This window comes from Patulibacter brassicae (assembly GCF_033949425.1).
GTDB classification, from domain to species: Bacteria; Actinomycetota; Thermoleophilia; order Solirubrobacterales; family Solirubrobacteraceae; genus Patulibacter; species Patulibacter brassicae.
In genome coordinates, this window is record NZ_JAXAVX010000002.1 from 42,601 (window position 1) to 65,662 (window position 23,062).

Sequence of the window (23,062 nt, forward strand, 5' to 3'; positions counted from 1 at the left end):
TCCGCGCCGGCGTCACGCCGCCGGCGCGGGCGACGCCTCCGCCGCGGGCGCGCCGGCGGCCTCGCCCGATCCGCCGGTGGGCTCCGCCGCGCGGCGAGGCCGCGGGGCGGGCGGGAACGCCACGTCGCCGCGCTCGGAGGGCCGGGTGGTCGACGCGCGGAACAGACGCCGGCCGAGCCAGCGGTCCAGCCGGATGCCGGCCTCGATCGGCAGCTCGCCCAGTGCCTCGCGGACGATCGCGCCCCGCTGCTCCGGGAAGCGGTGCAGGGCGTTCAGCAGCCCGAGCGCGACGACGCGGGGACCGACGATCCGCTCGGGGTCGCGGACGCGTCCGAAGTTGTCGGCGAGCTGGCCGCGGTGGCCGTCGAAGGTCCGGATGATCTCGCGCTGCAGCGGCGTGGCCGGCGCGATCGGACGGCTCTCGCGCGAGCCCCAGTGGTAGGAGGCCATGCACGTGCGGTCGCGCTCCCGCTCCCAGGTCCGCAGGGCGTCGTCGAGCTCGTGGTCCTCGCCGTCGGCGTCGAGCACCGGGCCGACGAGCTCGCCGAGCCTGCGGCCGAACCGCAGCGCGTCGCGCTGACCGGACCCGATCACCGGGTCCTTGAAGTGCCCCGCATCGCCGGCGAGCGCCCAGCCGGGGCCGCTCGAGGCCCGGAAGAACGAGATCGTCTCGGCCGTCGAGCGGATCTTCGTGTGCTCCGCGGCGCCGCGCAGCCGCTCGCCGATCCCGGCCGGGTCCTCGGCCACGAGGCGACTCCACGCCGCCTCGGGGTCGCGCCGCAGCTCGGCGATCCGCTCGGCGGGCGGCATGAGCATGCAGATCATCCGCTCGCCCGGGATCGGGAACGTGTAGCCGATCGTCGTCCCCCAGCGCCACTGGGACATCGTCTCGTGCCAGCGGGTCCCGACCTGCGGGTCGGTCATGTAGCGGTAGGCGGCGCCCCGTCCGTTGCGCGAGGCGCGATAGGGCTGCCACGCCCCGACGCGCGCGGCGACCGTCGAGCGCCGCCCGTCGGCCCCGACGACGAGCCGCGCGCGGATCTCGCGCTCCTCGCCGTCCTGCACGACCCGCACGCCGGCCGCGCGCCCGCCGCGCCAGACCACGTCGACGACCTCGGCGTCCATCCGCACGTCGGCCCCGGCGGCCTCCGCGGTCCGCGCGAGCTCGACGTCCTGGTCGATCCGGGGGATGCAGAGGCCGTAGCCGATCCCGTCGACCGCCGACCAGTGCTCGTGGACCTGGACGTCGCCGGCCCCGACGTGGACCCAGGGCGAGCGCGGCGGACGCAGCGCGAGCAGGCGGTCCAGCGCGCCCAGGCGCGCCGTCTCCGCGACGGCCGACGGGACGAGCGCGTGCGAGGAGAGGGTGTCGGAGGGGAGCCGCCGCTTCTCGAGCACGACGACGCGATGGCCGCCCCGGGCGAGGGTGATCGCCGTCGCCGAGCCGGCCAGGCGACCGCCCACGACGACGACGTCGGTCTCCTCGACCCTCATGCCCGCTCCAGGAGGACGATCGGGATCGGGCGGTCGGTCATCCGCTCGTACTCGGCGTAATCGGCGTACATCTCGACGAACCGCGGCCACATCTCGTCGCGCTCCTCCGGGGAGGCCAGCCGCGCCCGGACCCGGCGCCGCTCGGGTCCGACCCGGACCTGCGCGATCGGGGTGGCCTGGAGGTTCAGCCACCACGCCGGCGGCCGGTCGCTGCCGAGGTTCGACGCGACGACGGCCAGCGCCGGCCCCTCCTCCCGGTACATCAAGGCGGTCGAGCGCGGCTCGCCGCTCTTGCGTCCCACCGTCGTCAGCAGGAGGGTCGTCATCCCGAGGAACCGCCGACCCACGCGGCCACGGGTGCCGGCGTAGAGCTTGCGGTGGATCTTCCAGACGATCTCGGCGACGGGGCGGGGCGGGGGCGTCATCGCCCGATGCTAGGAGCGCCCGGCGGCCCCGCGAAGCGCGTCTTGCGTGAATCCCGGGCCTCCGGTTCGCGGATTCCGCGGTTCGAGCACCGCGGCGAGCCGCAGGGCCACGTGGAGCTCGGTGCGGCGCTCGAGCAGCGGACCGGGCAGGCGGTCCTCGACGAGGCGCAGGTGGTTGCGCACCGTCTGCTCGTGCACGCCGAGCCGCGCGGCGGCGCCGACGTTGCTGCCGGTCTCCAGCCACGCCAGGAGGGTGCGCCGCGTGCGCGCCGACAGGCCCTCGAGCGCCGCGAGCTCGGCCGTCGCCAGGCGCCGCGCCGACGTCGTCGCCTCCAGCCCGAGCGCCTCGATGCCGACGTCGCGCGCCCACGTCGCCCCGACGTCCTCGTGGCCGCGGGCGCGGCGCACGCGCAGGGCGAGCTCGGCCTGCTCGTGGCTCGCGCGGAAGCCCGGGACGCCGGACCCGGGGTCGCCGACGCCGCCGCGGCGCCCGGCCTCGGCGAACGCGCGACCCACCGCCGCGCGGTCGCTCGGTCGCAGCGGCCGTGCGAGGTGGATCCACGCCCGCTCGCCGACGACGAGCGTGCCGCCGGTCCCGAGGTCCGTGCCGAGGCGACGGACGAGGCCCTCGTCCGTCCGGGTCGCCGGCCCGGGCAGCGCGATCGCCAGGTGCAGGCCGTCGAGCCGGTAGCCGAGGAAGCGCTCGCCGTCCTCACCGATCGCCGCGACCGTGCCGTCGAGCAGGCCGTCCACGAGCCGTCGCCGGCGCCGGGCGAGCGAGCGACGCTCGTCGTCCAGCGCGTCGTCGTAGGCGGCCATCGTCACGGTCATCATCCGCTCGACGAACGCGAAGAGCACCGGGGTGGTGGCCCGCACGCTCTCGACCACGGGGACGCCGTCGCGCTCGGCGAGCCGCTCGATCGCGTCCAGCAGCGTCGCCCACGCGACCTCCTGGCCGACCCGGTACGAGCGCGCGACCGTCTCCGCCGGCACGCCCGCGACGGCGAGCTCGTGCGCCAGGGCGACGGCCGCCGCCGGGGCGAGGTCGTCGGGCGACACGCGATCGGCGAGCAGGTCGACGAGGAGCTCGGCCTTCGCGCGGCACGCGTCGTCGACGAGCCCCCGGAACGCCGGGCGGACCGCGAGGTCGGGATAGACCTCGTCGGCGAGGGCGGCGGCGAGGACGGAGGCCAGGCGCGCGGGGTCGAGCTCGCGGGCGAGCGCGGCGTGGACCCCCGGAGCGTGCGTCGACACGCCCCGAGTCTGCCACCGCCGCGGGCGCCCGACCAGGGGCCGGCGCCCCCGCCGGTCGCGCGCGGCGCTCAGCCGTCGCCGCGGCAGGCGCGGGACGGGGACCGGCCGCGCCGCCGCAGCTCGTCCTCGTCGCGGATCCGCTCCCCGGGCGCGACCACGGCGCGCGCGAGGAGCTCGGCGACGAGCAGCGCCGCCAGCAGCTCGACGGCGAGCAGCGCCAGCAGGACGACCGCCTGGAGTCGCGCGGCGTCGGCGGGGTCCGCGCCGCCGAGGACGAGGCCGACGAACGTCCCGGGCAGCGTCACGAGCCCGACGCTGCGGGTCTGGTCGATCGCGGGGACGACGGCCGTGGCGACCGCGCGACGGACCGTCGGGCGCAGCGCCTCGACCGCCGGGTCGCCGAGCGCGAGCCGCGCCTCGATCGTCGCCGCGTCGTCGTGCAGCGCCTCGAGCATCCGGCGGCCCGCGAGCGTCGTGGCGGTCATCGCGCCGCCGAGCAGGATCCCCGCCGCCGGGACGACCGTCCGCGGCGTCGCATCGAACGCGCCGATCGCGACCAGCGCGCCGGTGGCCCCGACCGCGGGCAGGCCGATGGCGAGCGCCGCGCGGCGCCGCGCGCCCGGCACGGGCCGCAATCGGCCACCGGCGGTGAGCGCGGCCGTGAGGATCATCGTCGCGACGAACGCGACCGCGAGCGCCGGCACCCGCAGGACGAGCGCGATCAGCGCGCCGACGGCCGCGAGCTGCACGATCGCGCGGACCGCGGCGACGGCGATCGCGCGAGCCAGGCCGAGCCCGAGTCGCCAGGCGACGACGATCGCGAGGGAGGCCAGCCCCACGGCTCCGACCACCTGAAGCAGCGGCTGGCTCACGCCGGCCCCGGCAGGGTCGCGCGGGTGTCGGCCACCGCGTCGGCGAGCGCGAGGTCGTGCGTGGAGAGGCAGATCCCGATCCCGTCGGCGGCGAGCGTGCGCAGCGTCGTCCCGATCCGGCCGGCGGCCGCCTCGTCGAGGGCCGCCGTCGGCTCGTCGAGCAGCAGGATCTCCGGACGCCGGGAGAGGGCGCGGGCGAGGCCGACCCGCGCCTGCTCGCCGCCGGAGAGCGCGGCCGCCGGGCGCCCGGCGAACCCCTCGGTGAGCCCGGCGGCCCGTAGCGCCTCACCGACCGCCTCGTCGGCGAGGTCGGGCAGCCCGTGGCGGACGTTGTCGGCGACGGTGCCCGGCAGCATCGCCGGGTGCTGGGCGACGAGCCCGACGCGGCGGCGCAGCGCGGTGGCCTCGAGCTCGGTCACCGGCCGGCCGTCGAGGCGGATCTCGCCCGCGTCCGGCTCGACGAGGCGCACGAGGCAGCGCAGCAGGGTGCTCTTGCCCGCGCCGGACGGGGCGACGAGCGCGGTGACCCGCCCAGGCGGCAGGACGATCCCGGCGTCGCGCAGCACCGGCCGCCCCGCGCGGGCGAGGTGCAGCCCGTGGGCGACCAGCCCGGTCGTGGCGCGCGCGTCGGACATCGCTGCACGCGGACGATCCCAGACGCGCGCCGCGCGGACGCGGTACACGCCGCACCCCGGTGTCCCGGTCCGGCTAGGCTGGCCCCCCATGTGGGGGGCACGGGAGCGGTCAGGCACGCGCGGATGGCGACAGGCGGTGGTCGTCGGGGTCGCGGCGGCGGCCCTGGCGGGGGCCGCACCCGCGGGCGCGCGGGTCCTGAACGCCGAGTCGATCCTGCCCCCGGGCCAGAGCGGCTACGTCTCGCTGACCGGCCTGACGAGCGGCGGGGGCTCGCCGCACGCCTACGACCAGCAGTCGCCGTTCATCGGGTTCCGGCGCAAGCCGTTCGGGTTCCACCAGCCGGCGCGCTCGACCGAGCGGCCGTTCCCCGGCGTGACGATCACGCGCGACGCCTACGGCGTGCCGAACGTCGTCGGCGCCGACGACCTCGCCGCCTGGAAGGGGGCGGGGTACGCGGTGGCCCAGGACCGGCTCTTCCAGCTCGAGGCGTTCCGCCACGCGACGCGGGGCGAGCGGGCGCTCGTCACCGGCAAGGGCGACGTCGAGACCGACCTCGTCACGCACCGCGACTACTACACGCGCGCCGAGCTCGAGCGCCAGCACGACCGGCTGCCGGTGCGCTTCCGCCAGCGACTGGAGGCCTACCGCGACGGCATCAACGCCTGGATCACGCACGTGCGGACGAACCCGCTCGACGTGCCGGCCGAGTACGTCGCGACGACGTCGTCGCTCGCGGCCTGGACCGTCATGGACTCGCTGCGGATCGGCGTCTTCCTCGCCCGCACCGTGCCGTCGGGCGACGGCGAGGAGCTGCGCAACCTCCGCGCCCTGCAGGCCGAGGGGATGCGTCCCGCCGTGCTCGACGCGCTGCTGCCGGTCCAGCCGCCGCGACAGGTCTCGACCATCCCGCGGTCCGAGGGGACGTTCCCGCAGGGCCGGGCGCTGAGCGCCAAGCAGGTGACCGCGGCGCGCGACCGGTCGCTGGCGTTCGCCGCGACGCTGCCCGGCACGCCGGCCTCGCTCGCCCGCGCCACCGCGCGCAAGTCCGAGCTCGACCCCGGCGAGATCGGCCGCGTCGGCGGCTCGTCGATGCTCGCGGTCCGCGCGCCCGGCAACCGGGCATTCCTCTTCAACGGCCCGCAGCTGGGCTTCTCGGCGCCGGAGCTCTTCGTCGAGCTCGAGGTCCACGCGCCGGGGCTCGACGTCCGCGGCGTCACCGCGCCCGGCCTGCCGGTGATCGGCATCGGGCACAACGGCAACGTCGCCTGGGGGATCACCTCCGGGCTCTCCGACGAGGACGACCTCTACGCGGAGAAGCTCGTGCCCGGCGAGAAGGAGAAGTACTGGTACAACGGCGAGGTCCGGTCGATGGACTGCCGCGACGTGACGATCCGCTGGAAGGACCCGGTCACGACGCTCCTCGACGGCGCGCTGCCGTCGATCGGCTCCACGCGCAAGCGGGTCTGCCGCACGGTCCACGGTCCGGTCCAGTCGGTCGTCGGGAACGTCGCCTACGCCCGCCGCTACGCGATCTGGGGCCGCGAGCTGGAGACGATCGAGGGCCTCGACCTCGTCAACCGCGCCCGGACGATCCAGGACGTCGACGCCGCCGCACGGCGCCTGACGTGGAACGAGAACCTCATGGCCGCCGACTCGCAGGGCAACATCGGCTACTGGCACCCCGGCCTCGTGCAGCTGCGTCCCGCCGGCTGGGACCAACGCCTGCCGCTGCCGGGCACCGGCGAGGCGGAGTGGGAGGGCCTCGTGCCGCGCGAGCGGATGCCGCACGTCATCAACCCGAAGCAGGGCTGGCTCTCGAACTGGAACAACGTCCCCTCGCAGGGCTGGACGACCGGCGACGGCCCGGCGTCCGAGCGCGTGACGGGCCCGTTCGATCGCGACGCCTACCTCGCGCGGCTCGCCGGGGCGCTGAAGGCGCTGCCGTCGCCGACGTTCGCCGACCTGCAGGCGACGATCCGCCGCGCCGGCAGCGTCGCGCAGCAGCGCCCGCTCGCCTCCGCGCGCCTGCGCAAGGCGTCGCGGGGCGCGACCGGCGAGGCGGCGAAGGTCCTCGGCGTCCTCACCGCCTGGAGCGGGGACTACGTCGCCACCGACGCCAAGGGCACGGTCGACCCGGGCGTCGCGACGTGGGAGGCGTTCAAGACCGCCGCGGCCGACCTCGCCGTCGCGCCGTTCGCGAAGGGCGCCAAGGCGTTCGAGGATCGCCCCGGCACGAGCCACGCCTTCGACATCACCGCGAAGGAGGCCTACGCGCTGCGCACGCTCTCGCCGGCGGGGTACCGCGAGGCGGCGGCCACGACCGCCGCGGCGATGACGAAGCGCTTCGGCACGCCGGACCCCGCCCGCTGGCGGGCGCCGCGCGAGATGTACGACATGTCGGCCCAGGGCGCGCAGCAGCCGCCGCCGCTGCCGTTCTTCGACCGCGGCACGTACGAGCAGCTGCTCGAGGTCGGGCCCTAGGCCCGGCCGCGGGGCCGGCCGGGCCGGCCCCGCGCGCCGCGGCTCAGTTCAGCGCCCGCGTGCCCTCGGGCAGCGTGCCGCCCGCGACGATCGCGGCCGCCGCGTCCTGCAGCGCCGTGAGCGCGACGCGCTGGGTGAACGGCCCGGTCGAGACGCGGGCGACGCCGAGCGCCTCGAGCTCGGACGCCGGCAGCGACGCGCCGGGGACGGAGATGACGGTGAGCCGGCGGGGACCAAGGGCCTCGGCGATCTCCGCGACGTGGTCGCGCTCGATCGCGCCGGGGACGAAGACCACCGGCGCGCCGGCCTCGAGGAACGCGCGCCCCCGACGGATCGCCTCCTGCACCGGGTCCTCCGCCCCGCGCACGAACGCGTCCGTGCGGGCGTTGAGGACGAAGTCGATGCCAGCGTCGCGCCCGGCGCGCAGCACCGCCTCGACCGCGGCGACCGCCTCGTCCAGCGGCTTGAGCTGGTCCTCGAGGTTCGCGCCGACGGCGCCGGCCTCGATCGCGCGGCGCGCGGTCTCGCCCGGATCGCCGTACCCGGCCTCGAGGTCCATCGTGACCGGCACGTCGACGGCCCGGGCGATCCGGCCGACCATGTCCAGGTGGAGGTCCAGCGGGATGTTCTCGCCGTCCTCGTAGCCGAAGGTCGACGCGATCGAGTGGCTCGCCGTGGCGAGCGCCCGGACGCCGTCGGTGGCGGCCACGACCTGGGCCGAGACGACGTCCCACACGTTGGCCAGGACGAGGATCTCGGGGGCCTGGTGGAGCTCGAGCAGGCGGGTGGCGCGGGCGGAGAGGTCGCTCATGACGTCGACCGTACCCGCCGCGCCGGGTCGGGCCGCAGCGCTCGCTCGACGAGCCGCTGGCGTGCGCCGTCCTCGCCGCGGGCGTCGAGGCCGGGCGAGCCCGGCGCGTCTTGTGACGCATCACACGGCCGACGGGCGTCGAGACCCCTTGCGGTCCCGGCGACCGGAGCTACAGTGAATCGACGCGAGGAGGTGGCGCCGCCGCGGCCGAGGAGGCCGGCGACAGCCACCGAGTCGCCCACCGCGTCACGGCCACGGCCGGGCGCTCCATGTCCTGCGGTGCACGTGGCCCCCGCCCTGCGGTGGGTGGCGGGTCCCGGTGCCGCGCCTCTCGAACCCCTGCTTCGCCATGTTCCTCATCACCGCGCTCTCCACCGCTGCGATCGCCTTCGGCCTCGGCGCCAACCTGCCCCAGATCTCCCGCATGCTCCGGACCCGCTCGGCGGGCGGGCAGTCCGCGGTCGGGTGGGGGATGGGCGCCGTCACGAACCTCTGCCTGGCGTACGTGAACCTCGCCGGCCTGGGAGCGATGCTCCTCGGCGCGGCGAACCTCGCGACCGTCGCGCTGTGCGGCGTGGCGATCGTGCTCATCCGCCGCTTCGGCGCCGCCGAGGCGGGGACGCCGGCGGTGCCCGCCGACCACGCCCTCGACGCGATGCTCACCCAGGAGCTCGCGCTGACCCGCGAGGCGGTCGAGGCGGCCCAGCGCCGACGGGACGAGCGGCGCGCGGCGCAGCGGCTGGCGGCCGAGCCGACCGAGGTCGCCGTGGCGGTCGCCTGACCGACCTCGTCCGGCCGAGGCGGTCCCGGCCGCCTCGGGAGCGCGGGCGCGAGCGCTGCGCCAGGGCGGCGGCCGTCGGACGGCCGCCGCGTCCGGCAGCCTCAGACCCCGCGGTGGCCGTCGCCGCGGTGGGCGTTCGAGCCGTCCTCGTAGTACGGCTCGCGGGAGCCGGACTTCGCCAGACCGCGCGAGATGAAGTACGCGCCGGCCACGATCGCGACGTAGAGCCAGGCCTGCTTGGCGATGAACTGATCGGTGCCGTCGTCGCCGCCCTTGATGACGGCGGCGCTGATGAGGATCCCGGCGATCACGGCGACCATGCCGAGGAACTCGGTCGTCTTGAAGGCGTGCTTCGTCTCGGTCGTCTGGCGATGGGCGGCCGCTCGGCCGCGGTCGCTGCTGCCAGTGCTCGGGGTGGTGGCGGTGGTGGTAGCCATGGGGCTCTCCTGGTCCTCCCCGTCAGGGGATTCGTGGGCGCCCGGACCTGCGGGCCCAGCGGGACTACCCGTGGACCCGATCCGACGAACGCGCTCCGGGTGCCGCGGCGCCTGGGGCGCGCGGCCTGGTGCCGCGTGGCGTCCGCGGACGGCGGGAGGCCGTCTCAGTCGGAGAGGGAGCGCGCCAGCGCGGCGGTTCGCCCGGCGATCTCGTCGCGGGTCGCTCGGACGTCGCTCACGCTGCGGCCGTGGGGGTCCGGGAGATCCCAGTCGACGTACCGCACGCCGGGGACGTAGGGGCAGTCGTCGCCGCACCCCATCGTGACCACGACGTCGGCCCATTCGGCGAGCTCGCGGGTCAGGAGCGACGGAATGCGGTCCCGCAGGTCGATCCCGAGCTCGTCCATGACGGTGACGACCTCCGGGTGCACGCGGTCGGCGGGCGCGGTGCCGGCGGAGCGGGCGTGGTGCGCGGGACCGGCGACGCGGGCGAAGAGCGCCTCACTCATCTGCGAGCGACCGGCGTTCTGGAGGCAGACGAACAGGACGTTGGCCATCGGGGATCAGGCGGTCGTGCCGGTCGGGAGCGGCGTGGACCAGCGGCGGCGGAGCCAGAGCGCCACGGAGACGAGCCCGACGAGGACGGGGACCTCGATCAGGGGTCCGACGACGCCGGCGAGCGCCTGGCCGGAGGTCGCGCCGAAGACGCCGATCGAGACGGCGATCGCGAGCTCGAAGTTGTTGCCGGCGGCGGTGAAGGCGAGCGACGCGGTGCGGGGGTAGCCGAGCTGCAGCCGCCGGCCGACCGCGATGCCCGCGGCGAACATCACCGCGAAGTAGACGAGCAGCGGCAAGGCGATCCGCGCGACGTCGAGCGGCTCACGGGTGATCGCGTCCCCCTGGAGGGCGAAGAGCATGACGATCGTGAAGAGCAGGCCGTGGAGCGCGAGCGGCGAGATCCTCGCCAGCACGCGGGCCTCGTAGGCCTGCTCGCCCAGGCGCCGGACCCCGATGCCGCGGGTGAGGGCGCCCGCGACGAGCGGCACGCCGAGGAAGATGAGGACGGTGCGGGCGACCTCCCAGAGGCCGACGGCGAATCCCTGGCTGTCGAGGCCCAGCAGGTCGGGGAGCGCGGTGAGGTAGAACCAGCCGAGCACGCTGTAGGCGACGATCTGGAACACCGAGTTGATCGCGACGAGCAGCGCCGTCGCCTCGCGATCGGCGCACGAGAGGTCCGACCAGATCAGCACCATCGCGATGCAGCGGGCGAGACCGACGATGATGAGGCCGGTGCGGAACTCCGGCTCGTCGGGCAGCAGCAGCCAGGCGAGCGCGAACATCAGCGCGGGCCCGATCACCCAGTTGAGCACGAGCGACGCGCCGAGCATCCGGCGGGTCTGGGGCGACCGATCGCGCGCGATCTCGCCGTAGCGGACCTTCGCCAGGACCGGGTACATCATGAGCAGCAGGCCCAGCCCGATCGGCAGGGACACCGTGCCGATCGCGAGCGCGTCGAGCGCGTCGCCCAGGCCGTCGACCGCGGAGCCGAGGCCGAGGCCGGCCCCCATCGCCATGAGGATCCACACGGGCAGGTAGCGGTCGAGCGTCGAGAGCCGCTCGAGCACCGCGCCGTCGCTCGCGTCGGTCGATGGGGCCGTCACGGGCGGCACCCTATCCATTGATTCATATCGATTCAATCGATAGAAGTAGATCCATGGATGTCGATCTGGAGCTCGCGCCGAAGGTGAAGCGCGCGGCGGGCGCTCCGTGCTGCGAGCCCGTCGTCTATCCCAACGTCGACCGCGACGAGGCCGTCCGGATGGCCGAGGTCGCCAAGGCGCTCGGCGATCCGATCCGGCTGCAGATCGTCGACGTCCTGCGCAAGCACGCCGGCAAGGTCTGCGTGTACGAGCTCGTGCCGCTGTTCGACGTCTCGCAGTCGACGCTGTCGCACCACCTGAAGAAGCTCCGCGACGCCGGGATCGTCGACGCCGAGCGCCGGGGGCTCTGGGCCTACTACTACGTCCTGCCGGACGCGGTGGGAGAGCTCGCGGCCTGGCTCGGCTGAGTCGGGACCGGGGCTCCCGTGGCAGGGGCGGGCGCAGGACCGCCCGCCGGGTCCGGGAGCGCGCGCTCCGTGCGAACGCAAGAAACCCCCGCAAATGCGAGGGTTTCGTGGACGCGCCCGAGAGGATTCGAACCTCTGACCTTCGGTTCCGTAGACCGACGCTCTATCCAGCTGAGCTACGGGCGCAGCGACGGAGGAATATAGCGATCGCCCGACACGCGTGCGTCGCGGGGCGCGGGCCGTCCCGGCCACCTCCGGGCGGTCCCGAGAAGGTGGCGCCACGGACCGCACCAAGAGGCGTACGCTGTCTCCCCGCGTACGAACGGCTGCCGCCCCGTGACTGCTCGTCACGGACGCGGCGCACGCATCCGACCGCTGGTCGGGGACGTTGCACGTGAGGCACCCGATCATGGCGTACGCACCGCAGCGGTCACCGATCGCCTCTTCCCTCGTCGAGCAGGACGAGCCGCTCGATCCCGGCGGCGGCGCCGTCGTCGACGGCGGCGGCTTCGGGGCGCTGCCGCGATCACGCGACGCGCGTGGATCGCAGGCGGTCCTGACCCGGGCGCACTGGCTCGCGTACGCCGCGCTGACGGGCCTGTGGGCGGTCGTCAACGTCTCGTTCTGGGCGTGGTGGATCCCGCGGATGGCCGAGGGCTGGCTCCCGCTCGGCATCGTCGTGACGGTCGCGCTGACCTACACGGCGCTGTTCCTGCCGTCCGTCTTCTGGTGGTTCATCGCCCGCATGCGCCGGCCGGCGCCGGCCTTCGCGCCCTCCGCCGCTGGCACGCGCGTCGCGATGGTGACGCTCTGCGTCCCGGCGGTCGAGGCGCTCGAGGTGATCGAGGAGCAGCTCGCCGCGCTGGCGGCCGTGCGCTATCCGCACGACTCGTGGGTCCTGGACGAGGGTGGCTCGCCCGCGGTGCGCGCGCTCGCGGACCGGTACGGGGTGCGGTACTTCACGCGCGCCGGCGTCGCCCGCTGGAACCAGCCGGCTCCGCCGTGGCAGGCCAAGACGAAGGCTGGCAACGTCAACGCGTGGCTCGATCACCTCGACGCGCTCGGCGAGGACTACGACTACTTCGTCCAGATGGACGTCGATCACCACCCCGAGCCGTCCTACCTCGACGCGGTGCTCGGGCAGTTCGACGATCCCCAGGTCGGGTGGGTCCAGGCGCCGAGCGTCGGCGGCAACCTCGAGCGCTGGACCGCGCGCGGCCTCGCCGAGCACGAGCTCGTCCTCCAGGGACCGCTGCAGATGGGCTTCTACGGCAACTCGCGCACGCCGTTCATCATCGGCTCGCACACGACCTACCGCACGTCGGCCGTCCGCGAGATCGGCGGCTTCCAGCCGACCCGCGCCGAGGATCACCTCGACACGGTCGTGCTCGCCGCCCACGGCTACCGGGGCGTCTACCACCCGGAGATCATCGCCACCGGCGACGGGCCCGACACGCTGGCGACCTACCTGCGCCAGCAGTTCGCGTGGGCGCACTCGATGATCACCGTCTGCCTGCGGTGGACGCCCCGCCTGCTGCCGCGCTACACCGCCGGCCAGGCGCTGCAGTTCCTCTTCTCGCAGAGCTGGTACCTGCTCTGGGGCCTGTCGATGCTCGTGCTCTGGCTCGCACCGACCGTCGCCCTCGCCACGGAGCACCGGATCGCGACCGTCCAGCTCGGGACGTACCTCATCTACTTCCTGCCGGTCGCGCTCACCGCGCACCTCATGTGGGGCTTCGCGCGGTCGTGGTTCCAGCCGCAGGGCATCGGCCTGAGCTGGCGGGGCGCCGTGCTCATGGTGGCGCGGTGGCCCGTGGTGCTCTGGGCCGTCCTCAGCGTCGTGCTGCGGCTGCAGCACTCGTACATGATCACGCCGAAGACGCGGTCGGCGTCCCCGGCCGCGGCCGCGCCGCCCGGCCGGCTCGGGATCGTCTACGGCCCGCTCGTGGCGCTCGTCGCGCTGCCGCTGGCGGTGCTGTGGGTCGTCGAGCTGACCGGTCGCACGGCGATGCTGCCCCACTACGCCGGGCTCGTGCTGCTCAACGCGCTCGTGCCGCTCGTCGTCCTGCTCGTCGCGCTGCTGCTGGAGGTCCGCGATCACGCGCGCCGTGGCGTGGGCCTGCGGGCGGCGACCCGCGGGCACGCCCCGGTGGTCGTCGCGACGGTGGTGCTCGTCGCCGGGCTCGCGGTCACGACCGCGCACCTGGCGGCGGTCGCGGTGGAGGGCATGACGTGACGGCGGCCCGCGTCCGCAGGCTCGCGCCGCTGGCGCTGCTGCTGGTCGCGGTCGCCGTCCTGCTGGTCGTGCAGCTGCGCGACGACGGGCCCGCGTCCTCCGGCGCTCCGGTCTCGCGCGGGGTGGCGGCGGTGCCCGACCCGCGGGCCGAGATCCTGCTCGGCGCGACGACCGCGGTGCTCGCGCAGGACTCCTACCGGCCGTGGCGCCCGGCGGACCTCGCGAGCATCGATCGCTTCGAGCGGACGGTCCAGCACCACGTCGGCGTCGTCATGTGGTTCTCCGACTGGGAGTCCGTGGCGCGACCGGACGTGGCGCAGCTGCGGGCCGTCGCCGCGCGGGGGAGCATCCCCGAGATCACGTGGGAGCCGTGGGACTCGCGCCGGCCGCCGGACCGGTCGAAGTACCGCCTGCGCGAGATCATCGACGGCCGCTTCGACGCCTACGTCCGTCGCTGGGCGACCGATCTCGCCCGCTACGGCGGGCCCGTGCGGCTGCGGTTCGCGCACGAGATGAACGGCAACTGGTACCCGTGGACCGAGGTCTCCAACGGGAATCGGCCGGGCGAGTACGCGCGGGCCTGGCGCCACGTCTGGCAGCTCTTCCACGACGCGGGAGCGACGAACGTCGAATGGGTCTGGAGCCCGGTCGCGCCCCTGCGCCTGAAGCCCGGCGAGTACCCCGGCGACCGGTACGTCGACCGCGTCGGCCTGTCGGGGTTCAACGGCGGACGGCAGATCCGGTTCCAGCAGTGGCGGCCCTTCGCGGAGATCTTCGGTCCCGCGCTGCGGCAGCTGCGGGAGATCGCCCCCGGCAAGCCGGTCGAGCTGAGCGAGATCGGCGTGGCGGAGGCCGGCGGGGACAAGGCCGCCTGGCTCGGGCAGATGTTCGACGGCCTGCGGCGGCACCCCGAGATCGACGCGCTCGTGTGGTTCGACCTCGACAAGCGGTCCGACTGGCGGGTCGCCACGTCCCCGGCCGCCCGCCGGGCGTTCGCCCGCGGCGTGCGCTCCCCGCGGTTCGGGCAGCGGGTGCGGCGCTTCGCGGTCCCGGGCGGCGTGGGGACGACGAAGCCGTCGCCGTCCCCGGACCGCTCGGTCGCGCCGGGGATCATCGAGCAGGTCGACGCGCTCGGCGGGCGCCGCGTGGGCGTCGTCCGGACGCTCGCCCGACGCTACGCGCTCGTCGAGGTCGTCGACGGCCGCTTCGCGCCGCTGGACCCGGCGACGTCGACCTGCCCGCCGCTGCCCGACCTGGGGCGCGACGGCGACGCCGGCGTCGCGGTCGTCTACCGCCGGTGCGGCGCGGACGGACGCGCCCGGCTCATGCGCCGAGCGCTGCGCCCCGGCGCGTCGGCGGTGCCGATCTCGTCGCTCCCCGGTCGTCCCTGCGGCGCTGATGGGTGGGCGGTCTGGCGTCGGACGGTCGTCGTCCTGCGCCACGGCCCGGCCGCCCGCTGCGGGGCCAGCGGCCTCTACGCGGTCCGCGACGGCCGCGCGCGGCAGCGGATCGGCATGGGCGCCGTGCAGGGCGGCGCGGTCGACCTCAGCGGCCGCTGGATCGCCTGGGTCCAGTACCGCCCGACGCCGTCGGGCTCGGTCACCCAGCTGCACGTCACCCGGCGCGACGGCCGCCCCGGCTTCGTGCTGCTCCGGCGCGACAACACCTCCCGCCGGGTCTTCGGGATCCCCGAGGTCGAGCTCGACGGTGCCCACGCCTACGTGCGATGGACGCAGACCGGCGACCGGGGTGCGGAGGGCATCCAGCGGATCCCGCTCCGGGCCGGCGCGGCGTGCTCGGAGGACCGCGACTTCGCCGCGGCGACCGAGTACGGGACGACGGTCGACCTCACCGGCCTCGCCGTCGCCGACGGGCGCATCGAGTACTCGCTGTCGCGGGACCGCGCGCCGACGCTCTTCCGCCGGTCCGCGCCCCGGTTCGTGCCGGCCGCCCCGGGGCGCTACGGCGCCCGGGGCCTCGGCTGCGGCTGATCGGCGAGGGCCGGTTGACTAGCATGGGAGGTCCCCCGACCGCGACGGCGCGCGAGCTGCCGCCGTCCGGTGCCGGGCCGCGTCGCGCGAGCGGCGGCCCGCATCCCCCGACCCGTGCCCCTCGGCCAGAGATCCCGCCGTTCGTGGTCCGTTCGTCGATCTCGCGACGAACACCGCATGCTGCGCGCGTTCGCCGCCGACGTCACGCTCATGAGCCGGTGGAAGCTCCTCGTGCTGCTCGTCGCCGTCGCGGCGACCATCGTCGTGGCGACGCGGACGAGCCCCGTGGCTGAGGCCGGTCCCCACCGGGCCGCGACCATCCGCTTCGGGATCTACCCGGGTGGCGACGCGGGCGCCGTCGACGGGGTCGCTCGCGCGCCGGAGGTCGACGAGGGGCAGCGGCTGGCGATGATCCGCCGCCTGCGTGCCGGGCGGCGATCGTTCGTCCTGCACGAGTACGCGGCCTACCACGACGCCGGCTCGATCGAGGGCGCCCGCATCCACCTCGAGCGGGTGCTCGCCGACGCCGCGGCCACCGGCAGCCAGGCGGAGATCGTCCTGCGGTACCAGCCGACGGCCCGCGACCCCGCGGTCGACCTGCCCGGGTACGAGCGGTTCGTCCGCGCGGTCGTGCGCGAGTTCGGCGGCCGCAGCGGGCTCGTCGGCGTGCAGATCACGAACGAGGCGAACGTGCCGGGTGCGCCGGACGCCGCGGACGGCGACTTCCCCGGGGTGCGCGACGCCCTCGTGCGCGGCGTGAACGCCGCGGCGGAGGAGCGCGCGGCGCTCGGTCGCCGCGGCCTGGCGATCGGCTTCAACGTCGCCCGGGACGCGCGGACGCCGGACTTCTGGCCGCAGCTCGCCCGGACGGGCGGGAGCGGGTTCGCCCGCAACGTCGACTACGTCGGGCTCGACATCTACCCGGGCACGTGGCCGACCCAGGTCAAGCGCCCGCCGAGCCCGCGGGCGGTGCGCACGACCGTTCATGGGGCCCTGCGCAAGCTGCGGCGCGACATGGTGCGCGCGGGCCTCGGGCGCCGGGTGGCGGTCCACCTGTCGGAGGCCGGCTACCCGACCGGCCCCGGTCGCAGCGAGGCGGTGCAGGCGAAGGTCATGAAGGCGGTCACGGACGCGGCGGTCCAGGCGCGCACGCGCTACGGGGTCTCGGACTTCCGCTGGTTCGACCTGCGGGACGCGGACTCCAGCAGCACCGACTTCCAGCACCAGTACGGCGTCCTGCGCGACGACCTCGTGCCGAAGCCGGCCTTCGCCGTCCTGCAGCGCGCGATCCGGCTGCACGGGGGTCGCTGAGCCGGCGAGGACCTGGCGCGCCGGCGCTGGTCGCCTTAGGCCGCGGTGAAGATTCGCTCAAGTGCCGCAAGGCCGCTTGCAGCTGCGCTACGGTCCTCCGCGGACCGAGAACCGGCCGAGCCGCGCGTTCGACGCGCGGGCGGGGGAACCACTCGCGGCCTTCCGGGGCCGCACGGGGCGAATCGCCGCAAGGCGTAGCGCGACTCCTGAAGCGCGAGCCCGTCAGCTCACCTCGTAGGCCCGACGCAGGAGGACACGTTCGGCATGACCGGGCAGCAGCAGCGCGATCTCGCGCGGGCGGACCACTGGCGCACCTCACGGGAGCGATCCCGCCAGCGCCGCGACCGACAGGCCGCGAGCACCCCACGTGCGCACGCGGGGGAGACGACGGGCCCGCGCCGCCGGCGCGCCGGCTGGCGGCCCGAGCGCGATCCCGCGCTCGCCGAGGCGCTGGCGACCGCGACCGACGTCGCCGAGCCGACGGCCGGCTCGGCCGCGCTGGACCTCACCACCGACGAGCTCGCCGCCGCGCTCGACGCGGTCGGCGCGCCGGATGCGCCCGGCCGTCGTGACCTCGCGGACCCGAGCGTCTGGCAGCGCTCGCTGTCCTGGGCCCGCGACCGGCGGGTCACCGTCCCGCTGCAGCGCGTGCGCGAGCGCCGTCGCCGCAAGGCCGCGCTGGCGATGAGCCTCGCGATGGTCGGCTCGACGGCCGGCCCGGCGGTCGGTGCGGCCACGGCCTCGTCGACGTCGGGCGACACGACCTCGGCGACCGACGACGCCGGCCGCACGACGATCGGCAGCCTGACCTCCGCCGTGAGCGACGACGGGCGCAGCCGCCCGGTCCTGCTCGTCGGCTCCACCGGCGACGAGGTCCGCGACGTGCAGCAGCGGCTCGGCCTGCAGGCCGACGGCCACTTCGGCGCGACGACCGAGTCGGCCGTGAAGCGCTTCCAGCAGCAGCGCCAGCTCAACGCGGACGGCGTCGTCGGGCCGCAGACCTGGACGGCGCTGCTCAGCACGCAGCGCGCGTCCGTCCGCAGCAGCGCCGCGCCGGCGACGGCCCTGAAGGTCGTCTCGGCGGTCCGCACCGCCGACGGCGGGCAGAGCGTCGTCCTGCAGCGCCAGACCGGCGGGCACGCGAAGGCCACCGGCGACGGCGGTCCCGTCCGCACGGCCGAGCGCGCGGACGCCGCACCGGCGTCCTCGAGCGCGAAGGGCAAGGGCGGCTCGGCGTCGAGCGGCTCGGGCTCGGGCTCCGCCGGCGCGAGCGCGGCGGTGGGTGGCGCGGAGGGCAGCCCGGCCGCGCCGCCGACGACGAACGACGACTCCGGCACGGCGACCACGCCGAGCACCGCCGACGAGGGCGGGACCGCGAGCGGGTCGAGCACCGTGAAGCCGGTCAACGGGACGGTCTCGTCGAACTTCGGGCCGCGCGGCGGACGGCAGCACGCCGGCATGGACATCGCGGCGGCCATCGGGACCCCGATCAAGTCGTACATGGCCGGCACGGTGTCGTTCTCCGGGTCCCAGGACGGCTACGGGAACATGGTCTGCGTCGACCACGGCGCGGGCCTGGAGTCCTGCTACGCCCACATGTCGAAGAACGCGGTCGCGAAGGGCTCGAAGGTCCAGGCGGGCGACGTCGTCGGCTACGTCGGCATGACGGGCCGCACGACCGGTCCCCACCTGCACTTCGAGGTCCGCAAGAACGGGACCGCCGTCGACCCGGCTCCGTACTACCGCACCGCCGGCACGGCGAAGGCGAGCGCCCGGACCGCGACGGCCGAGGGCGGCGCCGCGGCGACGGCGACGCAGGCCTCCGCCACGGCGTCGTCGGCGTCGCTGCAGAAGGCGTCGCTGGCCACCACCGGCGGCGTCCAGCTCGAGCGCTCCGCCGCGGATCCGGCGACGGTCGACGCGGCCCAGCAGCAGGCGCTGCTGGCGGCGCAGGCCGGCGTCGACCCGGCGCAGGCCGCGGCGGCGGTCGCGGCTGCGGACGCCGTGGCCGAGGCGACCGCGGACCCGGCGGCGACGCCGACCGAGGCCGGCGCCGCGACGGCCGACGCGGCCGCTCCCGCGGGCGAGGCACCGGTCGACGGCACCGCCGAGGCGGACGACGCGTCGACGGCGACCGTCGACGCGACGGCGACGGTCGACGCCCCGTCCGGGGCCGAGGATGCTGCCGGCGCCACGGATGCGACCGCGGCGCCGGAGGCGGCGACCGCGGAGTCGCCCGCGACGCCGGAGCCCGCGGCCGAGACGGCTGCGCCGGAGCCTGCTGCGACGCCGGACCCCGCGGCCGAGACGCCGGCGCCGGAGCCCGCGGCGGAGTCGGCTGCGCCGGAGTCGGGTGCGGCGCCAGAGCCTGCTGCGGCGCCGGAGCCCGCGGCGGAGACGTCCGCGCCCGAGCCTGCTGCGACGCCGGAGCCCGCGGCGGAGACGTCCGCGCCGGAGCCTGCTGCGACGCCGGAGCTCGCGGCGGAGACGTCCGCGCCGGAGCCCGCGACGGAGACGGCTGCGCCGGAGCCGGCCACGGCCGCGCCCGAGGCCGCCGTCGAGGCGTCGGCGTCCGGGCCGACCGCCGCCCCCGAGCCGGCGGCGACGCCGGCGCCCGCGGCCGACGCCGCGACCCCGTCGTCCGACGCCGCCGCGCCGCAGGCGGCGGCCGTCGCGGGTTGAGCCCCGTCCCGACCCGACCGGCCGCCTCGCGCGGTCGGTCGCGCCGGTTCCGCGCCCGCCGGCCCTCGGCGGGCGCGTCGGCGGGCGCGGCCGGGCGTCAGTCCAGCGACGGCAGGGTGATGTACCCGTGCCCGTCGCCGAAGCCGAGCTCGTTGAACCGCAGCGCCGGCTTCTTGCGCAGCACCGACCGCGGGACGTCGTAGACCACGGTGCCGGTCGTCGTCGCGTCCGGGCCGATGTCCTTGAGGAAGAACGGCTCCTCGCGCGCGCCGACCGCGGCGATCGTGCCCTCGCTGTCGGGGTCGTACGTGTTGCCGTCGACCTCGAGCTGGAAGACGCGGTCGGTGAGCGTCGCCGACTCGTCCTTGTCGGAGCGGACCCGGATCTTCGCGATGACGAACACGCCGTCGGCGCGCTCGCCGAGGCCGTACTCCTGGTCGCCGAGCGTCTCGGCGGTCCGCACGCCGACGAGGCGGTAGTACAGCGCGTCGACGCGGACCTGACCGTCGGGGCCCACCCGCGGCGTGCAGTCGCTCGTGGCGCTCGTGCCGCAGCCGGCGTCGTCCTTGTCCTTCCCGTCGCCGTCCTCGGCCTTCCCGCTCCCGGAGGCGTCCTCGCGAGTCTCGCTCGTCGTCGCCTTGTCGGCGTCGCCGGACGACGAGGGCTCGTCGTCGCCGCCACCGGCGACGGCGCCGATGATGACGAGCACGACGAACGCGCCCAGCACCCACTTCAGCCACTTACGCACGGTCGGCTCCTCGGCGTCGGGCGGTCGTGCGTGATGGGGCCGTCGGGGGTCCCTCGGGGCGCGGGCGCAGCGGCGCCGTCGCGGTTCTGCGAAGCATCTCGTCCTCTCTGGTGTGGCGCGTTCGCGCGGTACGACGCCGAGATGATCACACGATCAGACTGCGCGAGCAACACGCTCAGGCTGTAGAGAGGACACGGAGGGGGTGCGAAGGTCGGCCGCCGTGCCGGACCCGCAGCCCCCACTCGTCGCACTGGGCGACGCGCTGCGTCAGGTTCGGCTCGACCGGCGTCTCAGCCAGGAGCAGCTGAGCCTCGAGACCGGCGTCCACCGGAACTACATCGGGGGCGTCGAGCGGGGCGAGCGCAGTCCGAGCGTCGCGACGCTCCTGCGCCTGGCGACGGCCCTGCGGATCGAGCTCTCCGAGCTCTTCCGCCGCGCGGGCCTCTGAGCCCGGAACGCCGGATCCTCCGCGGCGAGCGCCACCGAGCACCGATGATCCGGGCCGCGTCGGGCGCGTCGTCGCGCGCAGCAGCGCAAGAACGACGGAACCCCCGTCGGCACGGGGGTTCCGGGAGGCGGATCGAGGGGGATTCGAACCCCCGAGGGAGCTATCAACCCCCAACTCGCTTAGCAGGCGAGCGCCTTAAGCCACTCGGCCATCGATCCGTGGGCGCCGAGTGTAACGAGCATCCCGCGGGTCCGCCGCGTGCCGGACGGCCGTTCGGGGACGCACCGCCGCGCTCGGCGGGGCGGCGGTTCGGAGCGGGCTCCGGGACGCGTCGGCGCCGACCTCAGGCGCTGGGAACGACCGCGAGCGCGACCACGAGGTAGTGCGCGATCGCGGCGGCGATGACGAGGGCATGGAAGACCTCGTGGTAGCCGAAGACCTTCGGGAACGGGTTCGGCCGCTTGCCCGCGTAGATGACCGCGCCGACGGTGTAGAGCACCCCGCCGCCGAGCAGGCCGACCGCCGGCCACGGGCCGAGGTCGCCGACGAGCTTCGGGAAGAGCGCGAAGCCCGCCCAGCCCATCGCGAGGTAGATCGCCGCGCTGACCCACTTCGGCGCGCCGATCCAGAGGAGCTTCAGCGTGATGCCGAGGCCCGCCATGCCCCACGCGACGCTCAGCACCGTCGTGCGCATGCCGCCCTCGAGGACGATCGCCGCGATCGGCGTCGTCGTGCCCGCGACCATCACGAAGATCATCGCGTGGTCGAGCCGGCGCATCCACGCGCGGGCCGACGGGCGCTGCCAGTTGACCCGGTGGTAGATCGCGCTGACCGTGAACAGGCCGACGATCGAGAAGGCGTAGATCGCCGACGCGATCCGGGCTTCGGCGTTCGGCGACGCGAGGACGAGGTACGCGCCGGCGGCGAGCGCGACGACGGCGGCCCACTGGTGCAGGACCCCGCGCATCGTCGGCTTCAGCGCCGGCACCGGGAGCTTCGGAGCGGAGACGGCCTTGACCACGACACGATCGTAGTCGCTGCGGGCGTTCCCGCGCTAGAGGACGGACGGCGGGACGCCGCCGCGTGCGGACGTCGGTTCGGTCGCGGCGTCGGAGCGTGCGGACGCGCGACCGACCCGCGCGCGACGGGCGTGGTGCGGCGGTGCGGTGGGCTCCGCCGTGCGCCGCGGGTCGCGAACGGGCACGGGGTCCGTCGCGCCGCGGTGCGGCGGCCGGGAGGCCCGGCCGCCTCAGCCGGCGGCGACGAGGCCGACCGGGCAGCTGACGCCGGTCTCCCCGTGGCCGCAGTAGCCGTTCGGGACCTTGTGGAGGTACTGCTGGTGGTCCGGCTCGGCGTAGAAGAACGGGATCGCGCCGCCGAGCAGCGCGCCGCCGAACGCGCCGGGACCGTCGGCGTCGCCACGGATCTCGGTCGTGATCCGGCCGTGGCCGGCGGCAGCCAGCGCCTTGCCGTAGTTCACGCGCGAGGCCTCGGCCTGCACGAACTGCTCCTCGGTCGTCGTGTAGATCGCCGACCGGTACTGCGTGCCGACGTCGTTGCCCTGGCGCATGCCCTGGGTCGGGTCGTGCCCCTCCCAGAAGACCCGCAGCAGGTCCTCGAACGTCACCGCCTGCGGGTCCCATGCGACGAGGACCGCCTCGGTGTGGTTCGTCTGGCCGCTGCAGACCTCGGCGTAGGTCGGGTTCGGCGTCTCGCCGCCCTGGTAGCCGACGGCGGTGACGAGCACGCCGGGCGTCTGCCAGAACCCGCGCTCGGCGCCCCAGAAGCAGCCCATCCCGAAGAACGCGTGGGCGCTGCCCTCGGGCAGCGGCGGCACGATCGACCGACCGAGGACGGGGTGCTCGTCGACGACGGGCATGAGCTGGTCCCGGCCGGGAAGCGTCTCGGCCGGGTCGATGAGCGCGGTGGCCTTCTGACGGAACAGCATGGATCTACCGTAGCGCCGCCGTCCAGCCGCCCCGCTCGGTGCGGGCGGCTGGTCCGGTTCTCCACCGCACCGGTGGCGAACCGGACGCGGCGCCGGACGCCGACCGGGCGGGTCGCCGTTCCCACGTCAGCGGGGGGCGACTCGACCATCGCGGCCGTCGGACCGGCCGGTCGGCGGTGCGGCGCGCGGCAGGAGTCGCTCGAGGAGCGCCGCCGCGCGACGGCCGCCGCCGGCGGTCACCTGCCGGTGGGTCAGCGCGATGAACCGCCATCCCGCGACGACGAGGTCGGCGCGTCGCTGATGGTCGTCCTCCCACGCCGCGAGGCCGGTGTGGAACGCGCGACCGTCGAGCTCGACCGCGAGCGACCACGGGACGAAGGTCGCATCGACCTCGTACCCGGCGACCGACGCGTTCATCGTCGGGGCGGGGAACCCCTCT

21 protein-coding genes, 2 tRNA genes and 1 riboswitch are annotated in these 23,062 nt (G+C 75.7%); of the genes, 8 read left to right on the top strand and 15 right to left on the bottom strand.

The genetic code is table 11. The annotated features are described in order from the left end of the window. Positions 1-12: 12 nt before the first annotated feature. From SK069_RS05195 to SK069_RS05215, 5 genes are all read right to left on the bottom strand, one after another. Positions 13-1,494, bottom strand: a complete 1,482-nt coding sequence (locus SK069_RS05195) for an NAD(P)/FAD-dependent oxidoreductase (RefSeq protein WP_319953134.1) — start codon at positions 1,492-1,494, stop codon at positions 13-15. Beyond that, positions 1,491-1,919: a nitroreductase/quinone reductase family protein gene (locus SK069_RS05200; RefSeq protein ID WP_319953135.1), complete on the bottom strand. Its 429-nt coding sequence runs from the start codon at positions 1,917-1,919 to the stop codon at positions 1,491-1,493. Before SK069_RS05200 ends, SK069_RS05195 begins: the two co-directional genes overlap by 4 nt. A gap of 9 nt (positions 1,920-1,928) precedes the next feature. Then, positions 1,929-3,173, bottom strand: a complete 1,245-nt coding sequence (locus tag SK069_RS05205) for a PucR family transcriptional regulator (protein ID WP_319953136.1) — start codon at positions 3,171-3,173, stop codon at positions 1,929-1,931. A gap of 68 nt (positions 3,174-3,241) precedes the next feature. Further along, positions 3,242-4,045, bottom strand: a complete 804-nt coding sequence (locus tag SK069_RS05210) for an ABC transporter permease (RefSeq protein WP_319953137.1) — start codon at positions 4,043-4,045, stop codon at positions 3,242-3,244. Further along, the gene (locus tag SK069_RS05215) at positions 4,042-4,680 is read right to left on the bottom strand and encodes an ABC transporter ATP-binding protein (RefSeq protein ID WP_319953138.1); all 639 of its coding nucleotides are present in this window, start codon (positions 4,678-4,680) and stop codon (positions 4,042-4,044) included. The genes SK069_RS05210 and SK069_RS05215 overlap by 4 nt, the downstream gene beginning before the upstream one ends. Before the next feature lie 136 nt (positions 4,681-4,816). Between SK069_RS05215 and SK069_RS05220 the strand changes: the two genes are divergently transcribed. After that, complete coding sequence (locus SK069_RS05220) at positions 4,817-7,162, top strand: penicillin acylase family protein (RefSeq protein ID WP_319953139.1); 2,346 nt, start codon at positions 4,817-4,819, stop codon at positions 7,160-7,162. A 43-nt stretch (positions 7,163-7,205) separates the two neighbouring features. Here the strand turns inward: SK069_RS05220 and SK069_RS05225 are convergent, their stop codons facing one another. After that, positions 7,206-7,973: an isocitrate lyase/PEP mutase family protein gene (locus tag SK069_RS05225; RefSeq protein WP_319953140.1), complete on the bottom strand. Its 768-nt coding sequence runs from the start codon at positions 7,971-7,973 to the stop codon at positions 7,206-7,208. 349 nt (positions 7,974-8,322) lie between these two features. On the opposite strand from SK069_RS05225, the gene SK069_RS05230 reads away from it, so the two are divergent. Then, positions 8,323-8,754 (top strand): hypothetical protein, encoded by a 432-nt coding sequence (locus SK069_RS05230; RefSeq protein ID WP_319953141.1) that lies wholly within the window; start codon positions 8,323-8,325, stop codon positions 8,752-8,754. A gap of 101 nt (positions 8,755-8,855) precedes the next feature. Here SK069_RS05230 and SK069_RS05235 read toward each other — a convergent pair whose 3' ends face one another. The 3 genes from SK069_RS05235 to arsB all read right to left on the bottom strand — a co-directional run bounded on the left by SK069_RS05235 (position 8,856) and on the right by arsB (position 10,870). Next, positions 8,856-9,191: a hypothetical protein gene (locus SK069_RS05235; protein WP_319953142.1), complete on the bottom strand. Its 336-nt coding sequence runs from the start codon at positions 9,189-9,191 to the stop codon at positions 8,856-8,858. 164 nt (positions 9,192-9,355) lie between these two features. Next, positions 9,356-9,748 carry an arsenate-mycothiol transferase ArsC gene (locus SK069_RS05240; protein WP_319953143.1) on the bottom strand — a complete coding sequence of 131 codons (393 nt, stop codon included), beginning with the start codon at positions 9,746-9,748 and terminating at the stop codon, positions 9,356-9,358. A 6-nt stretch (positions 9,749-9,754) separates the two neighbouring features. Then, complete coding sequence (gene arsB / locus SK069_RS05245; RefSeq protein WP_406628252.1) at positions 9,755-10,870, bottom strand: ACR3 family arsenite efflux transporter; 1,116 nt, start codon at positions 10,868-10,870, stop codon at positions 9,755-9,757. A gap of 35 nt (positions 10,871-10,905) precedes the next feature. Between arsB and SK069_RS05250 the strand changes: the two genes are divergently transcribed. Continuing rightward, entirely contained in the window at positions 10,906-11,259 is a 354-nt protein-coding gene (locus SK069_RS05250) for an ArsR/SmtB family transcription factor (RefSeq protein ID WP_319953145.1), read from the top strand. Positions 11,260-11,371: 112 nt separating this feature from the next. On the opposite strand, the gene SK069_RS05255 is transcribed toward SK069_RS05250, so the two are convergent. Continuing rightward, positions 11,372-11,445: transfer RNA gene (locus SK069_RS05255), tRNA-Arg, on the bottom strand. A 223-nt stretch (positions 11,446-11,668) separates the two neighbouring features. Here SK069_RS05255 and SK069_RS05260 point away from each other — a divergent pair. The 4 genes from SK069_RS05260 to SK069_RS05275 all read left to right on the top strand — a co-directional run bounded on the left by SK069_RS05260 (position 11,669) and on the right by SK069_RS05275 (position 19,479). After that, entirely contained in the window at positions 11,669-13,495 is a 1,827-nt protein-coding gene (locus tag SK069_RS05260; protein WP_319953146.1) for a glycosyltransferase family 2 protein, read from the top strand. Continuing rightward, entirely contained in the window at positions 13,492-15,486 is a 1,995-nt protein-coding gene (locus SK069_RS05265) for a glycoside hydrolase family 26 protein (RefSeq protein WP_319953147.1), read from the top strand. The genes SK069_RS05260 and SK069_RS05265 overlap by 4 nt, the downstream gene beginning before the upstream one ends. Before the next feature lie 177 nt (positions 15,487-15,663). Further along, positions 15,664-16,797 carry a glycoside hydrolase 5 family protein gene (locus tag SK069_RS05270; RefSeq protein WP_319953148.1) on the top strand — a complete coding sequence of 378 codons (1,134 nt, stop codon included), beginning with the start codon at positions 15,664-15,666 and terminating at the stop codon, positions 16,795-16,797. A gap of 103 nt (positions 16,798-16,900) precedes the next feature. Beyond that, positions 16,901-17,054: riboswitch (cyclic di-AMP (ydaO/yuaA leader) on the top strand. Between the two features lie 7 nt (positions 17,055-17,061). After that, complete coding sequence (locus SK069_RS05275) at positions 17,062-19,479, top strand: peptidoglycan DD-metalloendopeptidase family protein (RefSeq protein ID WP_319953149.1); 2,418 nt, start codon at positions 17,062-17,064, stop codon at positions 19,477-19,479. Between the two features lie 97 nt (positions 19,480-19,576). Here the strand turns inward: SK069_RS05275 and SK069_RS05280 are convergent, their stop codons facing one another. Continuing rightward, positions 19,577-20,227 (bottom strand): DUF4352 domain-containing protein, encoded by a 651-nt coding sequence (locus tag SK069_RS05280; protein WP_319953150.1) that lies wholly within the window; start codon positions 20,225-20,227, stop codon positions 19,577-19,579. Between the two features lie 220 nt (positions 20,228-20,447). Here SK069_RS05280 and SK069_RS05285 point away from each other — a divergent pair, with 220 nt between their 5' ends. Further along, entirely contained in the window at positions 20,448-20,675 is a 228-nt protein-coding gene (locus SK069_RS05285; protein WP_319953151.1) for a helix-turn-helix domain-containing protein, read from the top strand. A 128-nt stretch (positions 20,676-20,803) separates the two neighbouring features. Here the strand turns inward: SK069_RS05285 and SK069_RS05290 are convergent. The 4 genes from SK069_RS05290 to SK069_RS05305 all read right to left on the bottom strand — a co-directional run bounded on the left by SK069_RS05290 (position 20,804) and on the right by SK069_RS05305 (position 23,040). Next, positions 20,804-20,893: transfer RNA gene (locus tag SK069_RS05290), tRNA-Ser, on the bottom strand. A 125-nt stretch (positions 20,894-21,018) separates the two neighbouring features. After that, complete coding sequence (trhA, locus tag SK069_RS05295; protein WP_319953152.1) at positions 21,019-21,696, bottom strand: PAQR family membrane homeostasis protein TrhA; 678 nt, start codon at positions 21,694-21,696, stop codon at positions 21,019-21,021. A gap of 228 nt (positions 21,697-21,924) precedes the next feature. Continuing rightward, positions 21,925-22,623: a peptide-methionine (S)-S-oxide reductase MsrA gene (msrA, locus tag SK069_RS05300; protein WP_319953153.1), complete on the bottom strand. Its 699-nt coding sequence runs from the start codon at positions 22,621-22,623 to the stop codon at positions 21,925-21,927. Positions 22,624-22,749: 126 nt separating this feature from the next. Then, the gene (locus SK069_RS05305) at positions 22,750-23,040 is read right to left on the bottom strand and encodes a hypothetical protein (RefSeq protein ID WP_319953154.1); all 291 of its coding nucleotides are present in this window, start codon (positions 23,038-23,040) and stop codon (positions 22,750-22,752) included. Between the last annotated feature and the right edge of the window lie 22 nt (positions 23,041-23,062).

Coding starts and splice junctions, on each gene's coding strand:
- msrA (WP_319953153.1), bottom strand. CDS start 22,623: ATGCTGTTCCGTCAGAAGGCCACCGCGCTCATCGACCCGGCCGAGACG.
- SK069_RS05260 (WP_319953146.1), top strand. CDS start 11,669: ATGGCGTACGCACCGCAGCGGTCACCGATCGCCTCTTCCCTCGTCGAG.
- SK069_RS05240 (WP_319953143.1), bottom strand. CDS start 9,748: ATGGCCAACGTCCTGTTCGTCTGCCTCCAGAACGCCGGTCGCTCGCAG.
- SK069_RS05305 (WP_319953154.1), bottom strand. CDS start 23,040: ATGAACGCGTCGGTCGCCGGGTACGAGGTCGATGCGACCTTCGTCCCG.
- SK069_RS05215 (WP_319953138.1), bottom strand. CDS start 4,680: ATGTCCGACGCGCGCGCCACGACCGGGCTGGTCGCCCACGGGCTGCAC.
- SK069_RS05195 (WP_319953134.1), bottom strand. CDS start 1,494: ATGAGGGTCGAGGAGACCGACGTCGTCGTCGTGGGCGGTCGCCTGGCC.
- SK069_RS05270 (WP_319953148.1), top strand. CDS start 15,664: ATGCTGCGCGCGTTCGCCGCCGACGTCACGCTCATGAGCCGGTGGAAG.
- SK069_RS05225 (WP_319953140.1), bottom strand. CDS start 7,973: ATGAGCGACCTCTCCGCCCGCGCCACCCGCCTGCTCGAGCTCCACCAG.
- arsB (WP_406628252.1), bottom strand. CDS start 10,870: ATGGATAGGGTGCCGCCCGTGACGGCCCCATCGACCGACGCGAGCGAC.
- SK069_RS05250 (WP_319953145.1), top strand. CDS start 10,906: ATGGATGTCGATCTGGAGCTCGCGCCGAAGGTGAAGCGCGCGGCGGGC.
- SK069_RS05200 (WP_319953135.1), bottom strand. CDS start 1,919: ATGACGCCCCCGCCCCGCCCCGTCGCCGAGATCGTCTGGAAGATCCAC.
- SK069_RS05235 (WP_319953142.1), bottom strand. CDS start 9,191: ATGGCTACCACCACCGCCACCACCCCGAGCACTGGCAGCAGCGACCGC.
- SK069_RS05275 (WP_319953149.1), top strand. CDS start 17,062: ATGACCGGGCAGCAGCAGCGCGATCTCGCGCGGGCGGACCACTGGCGC.
- SK069_RS05230 (WP_319953141.1), top strand. CDS start 8,323: ATGTTCCTCATCACCGCGCTCTCCACCGCTGCGATCGCCTTCGGCCTC.